The sequence below is a fragment of the Polaribacter sp. PL03 genome (genome assembly GCF_033875165.1).
In the GTDB taxonomy this organism is placed as follows: Bacteria; Bacteroidota; Bacteroidia; order Flavobacteriales; family Flavobacteriaceae; genus Polaribacter.
In genome coordinates, this window is the sequence record NZ_JAWZSV010000001.1 from 286022 (window position 1) to 302066 (window position 16045).

Annotated in this window: 9 protein-coding genes; 3 read left to right on the forward strand and 6 right to left on the reverse strand. The window is 30.9% G+C overall.

The features are described 5' to 3' along the window. Window positions 1-12: 12 nt before the first annotated feature. The 3 genes from SHK09_RS01190 to nirB all read right to left on the reverse strand — a co-directional run bounded on the left by SHK09_RS01190 (window position 13) and on the right by nirB (window position 3695). A complete protein-coding gene (locus SHK09_RS01190; protein ID WP_319808938.1) occupies window positions 13-597 on the reverse strand; it encodes a DUF4202 domain-containing protein in 585 nt (194 codons plus the stop codon). A gap of 9 nt (window positions 598-606) precedes the next feature. Then, window positions 607-984 carry a nitrite reductase small subunit NirD gene (nirD, locus tag SHK09_RS01195; RefSeq protein ID WP_319808939.1) on the reverse strand — a complete coding sequence of 126 codons (378 nt, stop codon included), beginning with the start codon at window positions 982-984 and terminating at the stop codon, window positions 607-609. A gap of 197 nt (window positions 985-1181) precedes the next feature. Then, window positions 1182-3695, reverse strand: a complete 2514-nt coding sequence (gene nirB / locus SHK09_RS01200; RefSeq protein WP_319808940.1) for a nitrite reductase large subunit NirB — start codon at window positions 3693-3695, stop codon at window positions 1182-1184. Between the two features lie 303 nt (window positions 3696-3998). Between nirB and SHK09_RS01205 the strand changes: the two genes are divergently transcribed. Genes SHK09_RS01205 through SHK09_RS01215 form a run of 3 tightly spaced genes read left to right on the forward strand, consistent with a single transcriptional unit; the run spans window position 3999 to window position 6765 of the window. After that, the gene (locus SHK09_RS01205; protein WP_319808941.1) at window positions 3999-4424 is read left to right on the forward strand and encodes a dCMP deaminase family protein; all 426 of its coding nucleotides are present in this window, start codon (window positions 3999-4001) and stop codon (window positions 4422-4424) included. Further along, window positions 4417-5988, forward strand: a complete 1572-nt coding sequence (locus SHK09_RS01210) for a S41 family peptidase (protein ID WP_319808942.1) — start codon at window positions 4417-4419, stop codon at window positions 5986-5988. Before SHK09_RS01205 ends, SHK09_RS01210 begins: the two co-directional genes overlap by 8 nt. A gap of 15 nt (window positions 5989-6003) precedes the next feature. Continuing rightward, window positions 6004-6765, forward strand: coding sequence for a UDP-2,3-diacylglucosamine diphosphatase (locus SHK09_RS01215; RefSeq protein WP_319808943.1), 762 nt, complete (start codon window positions 6004-6006; stop codon window positions 6763-6765). 79 nt (window positions 6766-6844) lie between these two features. Here SHK09_RS01215 and SHK09_RS01220 read toward each other — a convergent pair whose 3' ends face one another. From SHK09_RS01220 to SHK09_RS01230, 3 genes are all read right to left on the reverse strand, one after another. Then, the gene (locus SHK09_RS01220; protein WP_319808944.1) at window positions 6845-9784 is read right to left on the reverse strand and encodes a TonB-dependent receptor; all 2940 of its coding nucleotides are present in this window, start codon (window positions 9782-9784) and stop codon (window positions 6845-6847) included. Window positions 9785-10076: 292 nt separating this feature from the next. Beyond that, window positions 10077-12941, reverse strand: coding sequence for a TonB-dependent receptor (locus tag SHK09_RS01225; protein ID WP_319808945.1), 2865 nt, complete (start codon window positions 12939-12941; stop codon window positions 10077-10079). Between the two features lie 160 nt (window positions 12942-13101). Further along, the gene (locus SHK09_RS01230; RefSeq protein WP_319808946.1) at window positions 13102-16038 is read right to left on the reverse strand and encodes a TonB-dependent receptor; all 2937 of its coding nucleotides are present in this window, start codon (window positions 16036-16038) and stop codon (window positions 13102-13104) included. Between the last annotated feature and the right edge of the window lie 7 nt (window positions 16039-16045).

Consider the following 16045-nt stretch of genomic DNA (forward strand, 5'->3'; position numbering starts at 1 on the left):
TAATTACATTTATTATGAGATGGCTTGTTTTACTAAAGCTAAACTTTTATCAGAAAAAGGAATTTTTAACGCTGCTGCATGTCCATTATCAGACATTTTTACCCACGTTTTTTTAAGGATATCAATAATTTTTTCGTCGGTATGTTTTGCTGCAAATTCATCAAAATAATAATCTAAAAAAACCAAACAAATAACGTCTTCTAAAGTTTGAGCTTCTTCGTTTTTCTTAATTAGTTTTTTTAGGATAATCTTCTGAACTCTATCTACAAACTGTTCATCAAAACCAACTTGCTCTAAAATTTCTCCGGTAGTATTTGCGTGCATTTTTTTTAACTCTTCACGCCATTTTAAATATCCAACTCTATTCATCGGGTATTCTTTCCTACCAATTTTCCAACGGCAAATGTGCTGTGCTCTTGCCGAAATTTGAACTGCTTTTGAGGCATTTGGATCAAACTGAAGCAACTTTCTCGTCATCCTTTGCGAGTATAATAACTCTTTAGGATACTCTAATCCAGAAACTTCGTAGATATTCGGATCTTCTGCATTTTTTTTATCAATAATAGCAATTGCAGTTTCAAATCTTGTTGGCTTCATCTTTTTTCTTTATTCTGAGAAGCCAATATACACATTTTCTGCCTCAATCTTAATAGGATAGACAGCAATAGGTGCTAAATCTGCATTTAAATTTTCACCCGTTTCTAATGAAAATGTTTTCTTGTGTAGCGGACACGCAATTTTAGGAATCCCTTTATGATCGCCTAACATACCTCTTGATAAGACCATTTCTTGTTTTTCTGGTGATAAATTCTGACAAGCATACCATTTATCTAATCTAGAAAAATTGAAAACAGCAATTTGTAAATCTTTATATTTTACACATGCGCCACCATCTTTTGGAAATGCATTTACCGGAGCAGCTTTAAACCAAATTTTTACATCTGCCTCTTTTACTGTTTTGTATTTTAAAAGTAATGTGTCCATAATTATATTTGTTATTTCTGTTCAACTAAATAGTAATATTGAAAATAATTGAGATTTAAAATGTTCTTTTAAAACGCTCTGTCACTTCGATTTTAAGAGAAGTCGCATTACAGTGAACACATAATGTTGGGCAACTTTATATGATTTCTCCTTACATCGAAATAACAGAATTGTACGTTATTTTTGTACTGGTAAAATTAATTTTTCCAAAGTTCTGGCATTTTTTGATCACGTAAAGGAACAAATACCAAGTTATCATCTCTATCGTCTGAATTTACAAAATGCTGAAAACGCTTTTCTGTTTCTTCGTTTTCAATTGCTTGTTTCCACTCACATTCGTAAGCATCTACTAAGAATTGCATTTCTTTTTCTAAATCTTCAACAATATTTAAACTGTCTTCGACAACCACTTTTTTCAATTGCTCTATTCCTCCTTCTAATTTATCTAACCAAGCAGCAGTTCTCATCAACGGAGCAGCAGTTTGTATGTAATAAATTAAGTATCTATCTAAATATTTTACAACCGTTTCGTTGTCTATTTTTTCTGCTAATAACTGTGCATGTCTTGGTGTTGCTCCACCATTTCCACCAACATACAAATTCCAACCACCTTCTACAGCTATAATTCCAAAATCTTTACCTCTTGCTTCTGCACATTCTCTAATACAACCAGAAACGCCACCTTTAATTTTATGCGGAGAACGCAACCCTTTATATCTGTTTTCTAATTCGATGGCAAACGTGATACTTTCATCTAAACCATAACGACACCATGTAGAACCCACACAACTTTTTACAGTTCTTAAAGATTTTCCGTATGCATGTCCACTTTCAAAACCAGCAGCAATTAACTCTTTCCAAATAGCAGGTAAATCGTTTAATTCTGCACCAAAGAAATCGATACGCGCTCCACCGGTAATTTTGGTATATAAATTATATTTAGCACCAATTGTACCTAAAACAATTAAACCTTCTGGTGTAATTTCTCCACCCGCAATTCTTGGCACTACAGAATAGGTTCCGTTACGTTGTATGTTTGCTAAAAATTTATCGTTGGTATCTTGGGTAACATCTTCTTTATTTGGCGTGTCATTATATAAACTTGCAAAAATTGAAGAAACTAATGGTTTACACGTTTCACAACCATGTCCGGTTCCACAAGTATCTAGCGCTTCATTAAAAGAAGTCAGTTTTTTAGCTTTTATAATTCCGTATAATTCTTGTCTGCTATATTCAAAATGTTCACAAATTACATTTTTAACCGTTTTACCAAGTGATTTCAATGTTTCGTTTACCAAATCTGTAACCATTGGTTTACAACCACCACAACTTGTACTTGCTTTTGTTGATGATATAACTCCGGCTAAATCCTCACAAGAACCATCTTTTATGGCGCCACAAATCTGACCTTTCGTTACATTTTCACAAGAACAAATTTGCGCTGTGTCTGGCAAATCTAATGCGCTACCAAAAGCTCCGCCTTCTGTTGCTGGTAATATTAATTGTGCAGCATCTTCTGGAATTGCCATTCCGTTTAAAAATACTTGATGCAACATATTATAGTCAGATGCATCCCCTACTAAGATTCCTCCTAATAAAGATTTTCCATCAAGACTTACGTTAATTCTTTTATATAAATGCTGAGTTTTATTTTCGAAAATAACAGAATGTCCTTTAGATGCTGGCATAAAAGGTTCTCCAAAACTTGCTACATCTACACCAATTAATTTTAATTTGGTAGACATATCAATTTCTGCAGGCATCAATTCTTCTACATTTCCAATAATTTGATTTACCGCTACACCAGCCATATCGTAACCAGGAGCAACTAAACCATAAATCATTTGGTTGTACAAAGCAACCTCTCCAATTGCAAAAATATTTTCGTCGGAAGTTTGCATTTTGTTGTTGACTACAATTCCGCCACGAACACCCATTTCTAAACCAGAAGTTTTACCAAGTTCGTCTCTTGGTCTAATTCCGGCAGAAACCACTAACATTTCTACATCTAAAACATCATCTTCGCCAAACTCCATTCCTGTAATAGAATCGTCTCCTAAAATCTGATTGGTTGCTTTACTTAAATGTATATTTAATCCTATAGATTCTAATTTTAATTGCAGCACTTTACTACTCCTTGCATCTAATTGTCTTGGCATTAATTTAGGCGCAAACTCTACAATATGAGGCTCTAGACCCATATCCATAACTGCTTTACCTGCTTCTAAACCTAACAATCCTCCACCTAAAACGGCAGCTCTTGCATTTGGGTTTTTCTTTTTAAGTTTTGCAGCATACGCCAACATTCCTTCTAGGTCTTCTATAGTTCTGTATACAAAAACGCCTTCTTTTTCTACTCCTTTAATTGGAGGCACAAAAGCAGAGGAACCTGTAGCTAAAACTAAGTAATCGTAATTAAGAACTCTATTTTTTGCTGTAATAATTGTTTTTGTTTCTCTCTGTATGTCAGATACTCTTTCATCTACAATTAAGTCGATATTGTTTTCTTTATACCATTCTGCAGGTGCCATTTCTAAAGCTTTTGCATCTTGGTTTTCGAAAAACTCACTCAAATGAACTCTATCGTAAGCAGGTCTTGGTTCTTCACCAAAAACAATGACTTTAAAATTTTTACTTTCTGAAGTTGCTGCAAATTTTTCACAAAATTTATAACCAACCATTCCATTTCCTACTACAATAACTGTTTGCATAATTACGTATTTAAATTACAAAACTAAGTATTATTACTTATTTTTAAGTATTTGTAATCACATCATTTACTTAATCATTCAATTATTATCAATTTAAAAAAATGTATACTTATATTTTTGTTATAATTTAAAATATAGGTATCAGAATTAGTAATAGTGTATTCCTATTTTTAAAAAATTATAGTTTAAGAATACGTAAGTAATTATACTTTTTAAATAAAAATTACCTAGTTATGGATAGAAATTTAAATTTTGACTAATTATTAACGTCTTTATTCTAATAAACTTTTTACTTTCGTAGTTATGACAGAAAAGAAACAGTTAAAATATGACAAAGCTTATTTAAAAATGGCTTTAGAATGGGGGAAACTTTCTCATTGTAAGCGTAAACAAGTAGGTGCTTTAATTGTAAAAGACAGAATGATTATTTCAGATGGTTTTAACGGAACACCAACTGGTTTTGAGAATTGTTGCGAAGATGAAGAAGGTATTACAAAATGGGAAGTTTTACACGCCGAAGCAAACGCTATTTTAAAAGTAGCAAGTTCTACCCAATCTGCAAAAAACGCAACTTTATATATTACATTATCACCTTGTACACAATGCAGTAAATTAATTCACCAAGCAGGAATAAAGAGAGTTGTCTATGCAAATTCTTATAGAGATACTTCTGGAATCGATTTTTTAAAAAAAGCAGGTGTAAAAACAATACATTTACCATATGAATAAGAATAACCTTCCACTTTTTCTAGCAATTGCAGTAATTTTCGGAATTTTAATAGGAATGTTTTTTGGCGGAAATTCAAGCAATTTATTGTCTTTCTCTAAAAGTTCATCCCAAGAAAATAAAATAAAAAAACTAATTAATTTTATTGAAAACGACTACGTAGATAAAGTTAGTACAGATAGTTTATTAGACGGTGCAATTACCCAAATGTTAGGTGAATTAGATCCTCACTCTGTATATATTCCTAAAGAAAACTTACAAGCTGTAAAGGAAAATATGCAAGGTAATTTTGTAGGAATTGGCGTTCAATTTAGAGTAATTTTAGATACAATTACTGTAATTCAACCTATAAAAGGTGGCCCAAGTATAATGGCAGGTATAAAAGCAGGAGACCGCATTTTAATGGCTGATAAAGATACACTTTTTGGAAAAAAAATGATAAGTGGAGATGTTCCTAAATTTTTAAAAGGAAAACCTAATACAGAAATAGACCTTCAAATTTATAGAAAAAGTACAGATTCTCTTTTTAACGTAGAAGTTACTCGTGGTAAAGTGAATATTAAAAGTGTAGATTTAGCATATATGATTAATGATTCTATTGGTTATATTAAACTAGATCGTTTTGCTAGAAATACATATACAGAGTTTAAATCTTCATTAAATAATTTAATGGATGATGGCATGACAGATTTGGTTTTAGATCTTCGTGGAAATGGAGGTGGTTTTATAGATATTGCGAATAGTATTGTTGATGAATTCTTAGAAGACGACAAACTAATTGTATTTACAAAAAACAATAAAGATAAAGTAGAAGAGTCTTTTGCAACCTCTAAAGGAGATTTTGAAAAAGGTGGTTTGTATGTTTTAATTGACGAAAACTCTGCCTCTGCTTCAGAAATTGTTGCAGGTGCATTACAAGATAACGACAAAGGAACTATTATTGGAAGACGTTCTTTTGGTAAAGGTTTGGTGCAAATAGAAATGGATTTAGGAGATGGTTCTGCAGTTCGTTTAACTACTGCGCGCTATTATACGCCAACAGGTAGATCTATTCAAAAACCTTATTCTGGTAACGGAAACACAAACTATTATAAAGACTATCAACAAAGAATTTCTAGCGGAGAATTGTTAAGTAGAGATAGTATAAAAGTTGTAGATTCTTTAAAATTTACAACTCCTAAAGGAAAAATAGTATATGGTGGTGGCGGTATAATACCAGATGTTTTTGTTGCTATAGATACTACTTCTTACATGTCTAATTTTTATTTTAATACAATTAATAATTTTGCTTTTGATTATGTAGATTCTAACAGAAAAGAGTTAGAAAAATGGAATATCGACACTTATATTGAAGATTTTGACAAAGATGACCTTATTTTTGACACTTATTTATCTGATATTAAAGATAGAATTAAACCTTCTTTTAAAGCTAAACAAAGCATTAAAAAATATTTAAAAGCCGCTATTTCAAATGTACTTTTTGGTGATGTTGGCTTTTATAGAATTCTGCACAAAGATGATAAAATGTTGCAAAAGGTTTTGGAGTTGGAAAGTACAAACGAATAGCTTTTCTTTGTAGCAATGATAACAATAACTACTTCAGAAAATAAAAAAGTATATTTTGCTTCAGATCAACACCTAGGTGCACCAACTGCAGAAGCTAGTTTTCCCAGAGAACAAAAGTTTGTTGCATGGTTAGATACTATAAAAAAAGATGCTGAAGCTATTTTTATCTTGGGCGATTTATTTGATTTTTGGTTTGAATATAAAACAGTTGTTCCTAAAGGTTTTGTTAGAGTTTTAGGAAAATTAGCAGAAATTAAAGATGCTGGAACTCCTATTTACTTCTTTGTTGGTAATCATGATTTATGGATGAATGATTATTTTGAAAAAGAATTAAATATTCCTGTATATCATACTCCACAAGAGTTTTTAATCAATAATAAAAAGTTTTTAATTGGTCATGGAGATGGTTTAGGACCAGGAGATAAAGGATATAAACGCATGAAAAAAGTGTTTACTTTTCCTTTATTTAAATGGATGTTTAGATGGCTTCACCCAGATATTGGTGTTAAATTAGGCCAATATATGTCTGTAAAAAATAAAATGATTTCTGGCGATGAAGATGCTAAATTTTTAGGGGAAGAAAATGAATGGTTGGTTCAATATTGTAAAAAGAAACTAACAGAAAAACATTATGATTATTTTGTATTTGGACATAGACACCTGCCTTTAGAAATAAAATTACAAGAAAATAGCTTGTATATTAATCTTGGCGATTGGATACAATATTACACTTATGGTGTTTATGCAGAAAAATTTAAATTATTAGAAAATAAATAAAAATAGATTTATTTTTAGATATTATAATAACAAAAAAAAAGCGGCAATTTGCCGCTTTTTTCTATTCTAGTTAATTAGGTTATTTTAAATTGAAACTTACTCTTGCAAATAAGAAACGACCACTAACACCAAATTGTTGAGATCTTCTAGACCAGTCGAAACGACCACTACTACGGTTTGCTTCAATAGCTCTGTCTGGATACACATCTAATAAATTATTAGCACCTATAGTTAATGTTAAATCTTCTGTAGCTTTGTAACCAAGAGACAAATCTGTAACCACTTTAGAGTTAAAATTTTGTTGATTAGCAATCGAGTTTGTTGCCTCAGACACTTTACCAAAGTAAACATTTCTAAAGAAAACATTAAACTTTCCTGAAGTTAAGCTATTTGTTAAGTTCACTTTAGTAGTTGGTACTGCCTCTTCTAAATAGATTCTACTATCTTCTGGAAAATAAGTACTTTCTTGCCCTGCATCTTTCAAAATTTGCGAAGAATTAATTCCTCCTACTTGTCTTGTTTGAGAAAAAGTTCCTGATAAATCTGTTTTTAATCTTGTATTCTTTCCAAAATTTGCTTTGTGTGAAATTACAACATCTACACCTGTAGATCTAGTGTCTATGGCATTTGCAAAGAAAGAAGCTGCTGTAGCATTTGCTTGAACCAATAAGTTAGAAAGCTCTAAATTTGCTGCATCAATTGGTACACCATTTGTATCTAAAGTTGGCTTAAACTGACCTGTATAAACTACTCTATCTTTTATATTTACGCTATAACCATCTACAGTAAAAGTAATATTAGATTCTGGTAACTTTGCTGTAAAACCAGCACTAAAACTATTAGACGTTTCTTCTTTTAACTGAGGAATTCCTAATAATTGTGCTGCTTTACTATCATTTGCAAACGTACCTACCTCTACAGGAAGACCATCTTGAAAAATAGTAGATGTAGAGTTATAGTTTAATTGATGTAAAGAAGGTGCTCTAAAACCAGTATTAAAAGAAGCTCTAATTCTAAAATTATCAGATGCTTTATAAATTGACGCTAACTTAAAGTTTACAGTAGAACCAAAGTCTGAATAATTTTCATAACGTGTTGCAAAAGTTGTTGAGAATACCTCTGAAAACTTTGCATCTAAATCTAAGTATGCTGCGACACTACTACGTGCTCTTGCCAACTCATTTTTAGGACCAAAACCAGGAAATACTTGAGAACCACCTGGTCTAGAATTTCCGAAAAAATCTTTTAAAGGAGTAGTACCAGCTACACCACTAAATGCTTGTCCATCTGCTTGGTATTGTGTGTAAGAAGATTCTTCACCAGAAATAATTTCATAGTTTTCTATTCTATGTTCCCCACCAAAGGCAACACCAAATCCTTCAAATGTATCTTCATAAAATTTAGATAAATCTAAATTCGTAGTATTCTGTGAAAATGCAAATCCACCAGCATCAAAAGTTGTTGGAGATGCTTGCCCTTGAGAAGCATTGTATGTATTACCAATTCTATAATCGAATGCGTTTCTACCATATGTGTTTGAAAAATCTACGCTCCATTCACCAATTTTACCTTTAATACCAACAGCTATCGATTTATCTGAAATTGTTGAATTAATTTCTGGTAAAAAACCATTGTTATAAGCTGGTGTATATGTTCTACTTTGGTTAGGCAATCTATAAAAACCTGCAGAATTACCATCTCTAGAACTTAAACCCGCAAAAGAGTAGATTTCTGTACCGTTATCATCTAAAGGTAATTTAAAGTTGGCAAAAAATCTACCTCCACGAACTTTAGATTGACCAACTCTCATATTAAAATCGGTTCTATTTAAATTTCTTGCAGCTAACTCAGATGTAGTTGCATCAACTCCTAAAAGCGTTTGTAAATCAGATAAATTATCTCCAGCAGTTGTGGTATAACCTGCCGTATTTGCAAAACCTTTTAAGTCATTTAAAATAGTACTGTATTCGTTAGATGCAGGATCTAATCCGTTTGCTAAAGACAAAAACCTTGTAGTATCATAATTAGATGCGTTTGCTAATCTCTCTACAACATTATATCCATTAAAAATATTTCCTTCCCATTCTTTCATTCTGTTGTAAGCTTCACGAACATCAAAATCTCCAGAAAAAGTAATAAAACCACCATTTTCACCTAAAGGCAATCCGTAGCTTGCACTAATATTTGTAGTCTCTCCATCAACACCACCTGTTTGTGCATTTGCATTTTTACTAAAATTAGCTCCGGTAGTTACTGCTAAAGATAACTCGTTTACGGTTTCATTTAAAACAATATTAATAACACCTGCAATAGCATCTGAACCATATTGTGCAGCTGCACCGTCTCTTAATACTTCTAATCTTTTAATTGCTGCTGCTGGTATTGCATTTAAATCTGTACCAACAGAACCTCTACCAAAAGTACCGTTAACGTTTATTAAAGAAGAAGTATGTCTTCTTTTTCCGTTGATTAAAACTAATACTTGATCTGGACCTAAACCTCTTAATGAAGCAGGATCTACATGATCTGTACCATCTGAAATTGTTTGTGTATTCGATGTAAAAGAAGGTGCAACAAAATTTAAAATTTGATTTAAATTAACCTGTGGTGATGATGATACTAATTCTTTTATATCTACAATATCAATAGGTACAGGAGAATCTATAGCAGATCTATTTGGGTTTCTAGAACCAATAATAACAATTTCTCCTAAAGATACATTGTCTTCATTAACAACAATTGTTAATGAAGATTTAGAAGTTACATTTACAGTCTTTGTTTCAAAACCAATAGAAGAAACAATAATAGTAGTTGGCAAACTATTTACTGTAATGCTAAACTCTCCATTATCATCTGTTGTGGTTCCGTTTGATGTTCCTTTTACTAAAATATTCATATAAGGTAATACTTCACCTGAAGTGTCTGTAACCTTACCTTTAATAGTTTGAGCAACCATAGCTAGGGGCAGCAAAAACAAAAAAGTAAACATTAAAAGTTTGTGGGTGTTTTTTTGTTTCATAATTATTTATTTTGAATTTTATTTAACTAAAATTAACGTTTTAATTTACAAGAGCAATGAATATTAACACAAATCGTTTTTTTTTATTTTAATATTCATTAAAAAAAAATGAGAAATACCTTTATGCATCGCTTAAACAGGACTAACTCACAATAATAAGACAATCAGATAATTAAACCTTTTCTTAATATTTCTAAGCACATCTTTTAAGAACAAATAGTATAATAATACAAAAAAATATGCTACTCTAATGAGTAGCATATTTAATTAATTAATCAAATATAATTATTCTTTAAAATTGGTAATTTAAAGATAAATTAAACATTGTACCTAATTGACTAAAGTGATAACCATCATAAGTCATTTGAGAATAACGTTGGTTAAAAGTAATTAAGTTAGATGGAGAGTTTGTAACAGCAGCACCATCAAGAATTGCTTGACCTGTTGCAGTTGCATTTGTAAAACTCCACTCTGGTAATACATTAAACAAGTTGTTAACGTTTAATGATAATGTTAACTTTTCAGTAGCATTAAAGTTAATACCTAAATCTGTAACAACTTTTGGTGTAAATTCTGTTCTTAAATCTGAACCACCATCTTGTACTGCTCCTGCTGGAATATCTGCTGCATTTACAAAAAGGCTTTCTAAATTTTGTAATCCTTGTTGTGCAAATTTAGTTTTACCAAAGTAAGTATTATTCAAAGAAAATCCGAATTTACCAATATCATAAGTAGTTCCTAAGATCCATTTAGTTTTTGGTCTAGAAGTAAAAAACAAAGCTTCTTGAGTTTCGTTAACTACAGATTGTCCTGCATCTGCAACAATTTGAGGATTCTTAACGTCTCCATCTCTTGCATTTTCTATTACATAGTTTCCAGATAAGTTAAAACCTAATTTACCTTCTCCTACTTCAATTCTATTATAACCTACAACAACATCAATACCAGAAGTTTTTGTATCTATGGCATTTGTAAAGAAACTTAAATCACTTAAATTGTTGTTTGTTAAAACTTGATCTAAAGCAGTGTTTCCTGCAGCTGTAGCTCCAATCTCTGTACTTAAAACAACTCTATCTTCAACATTAATACTATAGTAATCTACAGTAAAACTTAAGTTTCTATTTACTTTACCTCCTAAACCTAATGTAAAGTTTGTAGAAGTTTCTGCATCTAATTTATCAATTCCTAAAAGACCTGCTTGCGAAGAAACATTATTTACCAAACCACCTACTTGAATTCCTTGACCAGGAACAAAACTATATTGTGCTTTTTGTGTATAAATTTGGTGTAATGTTGGTGCTCTAAATCCTGTAGAAACAGAACTTCTTAAAGTATACTTGTCATTAAATGTATAAGCTCCACTTGCTTTCCAAACAAAAGCATTACCAAAATCTGAATAATTCTCACTTCTAATTGTACCGTCTAAAGTTAAGTTTTCTGTTGGGTTCCAATTTAAAGATGCATAACCACCAAAATTGTAACGTGTAAATTTCCCTGAATTTTCTGGGCTATTTCCTGCAAATGAATCTGCACCACCACCATCATAAGAACCTAATTCTCCTTCAATAATTTCAAAAGTTTCATATCTAAATTCTGTACCAAAAGCAACACTTAAGTTATCTGTAAGAATTTTAGAAATATCTAAATTTCCAACATTATGATAAAACCCTGTTCCTCCTGGATCGAAAGATCTCTTAGAATTTTCTCTGTATAATTGAGAACCTTCTGTAACTTCACCTTGATCTATAGTTCCGTTATTATTTGCATCTACCCAAGTAGATGGAGAATATACAACGTTTCTATTATGAGAATCACTTACTTTATAAGTTTGAGAGTTTCCACCAGTTGTAAAACTAGCATCTACATTCCAATCGTTAATTACAGATTTAAAACCAATAGTAGCATTATAATCATTTAAGTCTCCTTCGAATGTTGGTACATAACCATCATAACCACCAGCATTTGTTGGGTGATCTCCAGGGAAAAAATCTGCTAAATATGGGTTATCTCCAAGAGTTCTCCAATAAGGAGTTCTATAATTTGCAAAAGAATTTACTTTTTTATTAATAAAAGCACCGTTAAAATACATCTTAGACTCTTCGCTTAATTTGTATTCACCGTTAATTAAAAATTTTGCAGCAGCAGTTTCAGGTGCTCCATTTATGTTATTAGCATCTGGGTTTCTAGATAAAAATTCTTGAACATCTGCAATATTTGCTCCAAAATCTGCAGCTTCACCAGCAGCATCAACTGTTCCTGGTCTGTTAGATACCAATGTTTTAGAAAAATCTACTGTATAATTTATAAAACCGTTATCGTCTCCAATAGAAGAACCATTGTTTACAGAAACACCAAACATTTCTCCATCTCCTTCTGCAGTAATTCCTGTTCTTAATGTTGCAGAACCAGCATCTGGGCTATCTTTTAAAATAATATTAATTACACCTGCAATTGCATCAGAACCATATTGTGCAGATGCACCGTCTCTTAATACTTGTATATCTTTAATTGCATCAATTGGAATTCCAGAAATATCTGAACCAGTCTCACCTCTACCTGGAGAAGTTTGTGTGTATAATAATGCACTTAAATTTTTACGTTTACCATTAATAAGAATTAACGTTCTACTTGGTCCCATGTTTCTAATTTCATACGGATCTAATAAAGAAGTTGCATCATTAACCGGTGTTTGTACCGTACTAAAAGATGGAATCTTGTATTGTAAAGCTTTATCAAAAGTAGTTTGACCTGTAGAAACTAAATCTTTTGCAGATACAATATCTATTGGTAAAGGACTTTTTGTATTACTTCTTGCAGGAGTTCTTGATCCTGTAATTACAATTTCTCCTAAAGATTCATCTCCTTCTTCAATTGAAATATTTAAGAAAGAAGCACTTGTTACTTTTACTTGTTTCGACTTGTAACCTATAGAAGATACCATTATAGTTACCGGTAAACTTTTAACGTTTAAGCTAAACTCACCAGAATCATTGGTTGTAGTTCCTATAGAAGTTCCTTTTACTAGAACATTCATATATGGTAACGCACTTCCAGACTTGTCCGTTACTTTTCCTTTAATAGTTTGTGCCATTAACCCTAGAGGTAGCATAAACATAAAAGCAATTGTAAATAATTTTGATAAATACTTTTGTTTCATAAATAAGTTATTAGTTAATAAATGTGTCTAATTAGTTACTGCTTTCTTTCGAAAGTGAAGTAACCGATTTCTTATATAAGGCAGAAAAAGAAAAAGCATACCCTATAAAAATCATTTATTTTTAATAAAAAGTAAAAAAAAGTAAGAATGTAACTAAGAACTATAGCTTTATATTCAATTTTGTGTAGTAAAAAGAACCATTTGTTCCCATTTGTGTAGCATCCCATAAACCACCACTATCTGTAAAACTTTCTTGTTTAGTTGGGTAAATGTTAAACAAATTATTAGCGCCTAACTGCAGGTTAACTATATTATTTAATTGATAACTAAAATGTAAATCTGTAGTTATTTTTGGTTGATAAATATCTGTAGCAGCTTCTAACCTTTCTATTTCAGAATTATTATAATTTGAAATATCTTGACTAATTTGCCAATCTATTAACTTAACGCTACTAAATCTAGTAAAATTTAATGATGTTTTAAGTTTCTTAAACTCATAATTTACACCTAAATTAAATTTACTTTTTGGGGCAGAAGCTAACAAGTACTGCTGCTCTCTTTTTCCAAAAAATGTTTCTTTATCTAAAGTTTTATTTTTAATATTAGTAATACTCATACTGTTAATATTCCCAGAAAAATCAATAGATAAATTATTATTACCTAATTTCTTTTTCCAGTTTAAAACTAAATCTACACCAGAAGTTTTTGTATTAACTCCGTTTGCAAAAAACTGAACATTATCTAAACCTATTCCTAAACTAGAAGCATCAAAATTACCACTTAAAATAATTCTATCTTTTATATAAACATAATAAGCATCTACTGTTGCGTTAAAAGTAGGACTTAACTTTGCCGTAAACCCCAAACTATAATTTCTTGCTTTTTCTTCTTTTAACTTATCTATATTAAACCGTCTTGCAATAGGACTATTATTAGCTATTAGAAGTGACTCTGTTGGCTGGTTTCCTATAAAATTTGTGAATGTTAAATTGTAATAAATTTGAGCCAAAGAAGGCGCTCTAAACCCTGTACTTAAAGAACCTCTTAAATTAATTTTTTTGTTAACTTTATACCTAGAGGCAAGTTTATAATTTAATGTGCTTCCAAAATCGCTATAATACTCAAAACGTAAAGCAGAACCAATCATAAATTTCTTAGAAAAATCTATTTCTGTGTCTAAATAAATACTAAAATTAGATCTATTTCTATCTACTTCATTTTCTGGAGAATACCCAGGGAATCCTTGAGAGCCACCTGGTCTTATCTCTCCATTATATGTTTTATAATCTGATATTGGTGTTCTAGAATCTACCAAGTTTCCGTTAACATCATAAGAAGCATAAGAAGCTTCTTCACCAGCAAATATTTTATATTTATCTAAACGATATTCTAAACCTAAAGCAATATTAAAACCATATGACTTTGCTAAAAAATATTTAGAAAAATCGATACCTGTTGTGTTTTGTATTAATTCATGCCCACCTGCATCAAACTCTATTGGCGAATTTTCTTCGAGCGTAGCATTTAATGTATTCTTAATAAAGTATTGAAAATTATTTCGTCCAATAGTATTATTAATATCAATATTCCATTCTTTAAAACGTGTTAACATTCCTATTGAAAACGAATTATCTATAATGTTAGATGTTATTAAAGGATTAAAACCTGTTGGATAAATATCTAAAACATTTCTCTCGCTATTAAACGTTCTTGTAAACGCATATGCTTCTGTATTTTTAAAATTAAAACCACCGTTTGCGTACAATTTTGTGTTTCCATAAAGCGGAATTTCAGAATTTAAAAAAAGACTTACATTTTTTACTGCCGCTTGCCCATATTTTTCTCGTGCAATTGTTGCTGGTCTTATTGTATTATCTGTTGATAAAGCTTCCGCAGAAAAATTAACAAAACCTCCTTTATTTATTTTTGTACCGTAATTTAAACCTAATTTATAAGTAAAACCATCTGCTTTATTAGAAAAAACACGGTCGCTATCTGCATTATAAAAACCTAAAGTAGAGGTAACATTTAATTCGTTATCGCTATCTTTTAAAACAATATTTAAAACGCCCGCAATTGCATCTGACCCATATTGTGCAGAAGCGCCATCTCTTAATAGTTCTATTCTTTTTATTGCAGAAATAGGAATCGCATTTAAATCTGTACCAGAATTACCTCTTCCTCTTGTGCCGTATAAGTTAATTAATGATGCTTGGTGTCTTCTTTTTCCGTTTATTAAAACTAATGTTTGGTCGGGTCCTAAACCTCTTATAGTTGCAGGGTCTATATGATCTGCACCATCTGCACCAGATTGTTTTGTAGCATTAAATGAAGGTATTGCATATTGTAAAAATTGATTTACCTCTACTTGACTACTTTTTGATGCTGTTTTTTCGATATCTATAAAATCTATAGCAACAGGCGTATCGGTTGCAACTCTATTTTTATTTCTAGAACCAACAACTTGTACTTCATCTAATTCCTGACCAGATAATAAAACAATTGTATGAAATATATTTGATGTGAGTTGAAGTGTCTTAGAATTGTGTCCTAGAAAACTAATGGTAATCTTATTTTCATTTTTAACTTCAAACTGAAAAGTACCATCTAAATTTGTAGTTGTACCGCCTAAAGAAGATTCTTCTTGCAATGTTGCACCACTTAGAGGTGTATTATCTGAGCTTAAAACAATTCCTCTAATAATTACTTTGTCTTTTTTTAACGCACTGTCAACAACACTATTTCTTGAGAAAATTGTGTTTCCTTTAGAATGAATTTTCCTCTTGTCGTATTTTTTTTTAGCGTAAATAACATAGTAGCTATTTCCTAAATCATCAAAAAGAAAAGGGGTTATTTTTTCTAATAAAGAAATAGATTCCTCTAAAGATAAGTTTACAAAACCTTCTTCTTGTATTGTTTTATCTGAAAGTAAATTGGCATTATAAGTAAAGAATATTTTATGCTCATTACTAATTTTATCTAGTAAAGTAGCTAATGGTATTCTCTCTTTTTTTTGTTCTTGTGCAGTTGTTGGTTGTAAAATAAAAGATACAAAAACAAGTAATATAAACTTTATGGATACTAGTTTTTTAACCATTTACTAT

Coding starts and splice junctions, on each gene's coding strand:
- SHK09_RS01190 (WP_319808938.1), bottom strand. CDS start 597: ATGAAGCCAACAAGATTTGAAACTGCAATTGCTATTATTGATAAAAAA.
- nirD (WP_319808939.1), bottom strand. CDS start 984: ATGGACACATTACTTTTAAAATACAAAACAGTAAAAGAGGCAGATGTA.
- nirB (WP_319808940.1), bottom strand. CDS start 3,695: ATGCAAACAGTTATTGTAGTAGGAAATGGAATGGTTGGTTATAAATTT.
- SHK09_RS01205 (WP_319808941.1), top strand. CDS start 3,999: ATGACAGAAAAGAAACAGTTAAAATATGACAAAGCTTATTTAAAAATG.
- SHK09_RS01210 (WP_319808942.1), top strand. CDS start 4,417: ATGAATAAGAATAACCTTCCACTTTTTCTAGCAATTGCAGTAATTTTC.
- SHK09_RS01215 (WP_319808943.1), top strand. CDS start 6,004: ATGATAACAATAACTACTTCAGAAAATAAAAAAGTATATTTTGCTTCA.
- SHK09_RS01220 (WP_319808944.1), bottom strand. CDS start 9,784: ATGAAACAAAAAAACACCCACAAACTTTTAATGTTTACTTTTTTGTTT.
- SHK09_RS01225 (WP_319808945.1), bottom strand. CDS start 12,941: ATGAAACAAAAGTATTTATCAAAATTATTTACAATTGCTTTTATGTTT.
- SHK09_RS01230 (WP_319808946.1), bottom strand. CDS start 16,038: ATGGTTAAAAAACTAGTATCCATAAAGTTTATATTACTTGTTTTTGTA.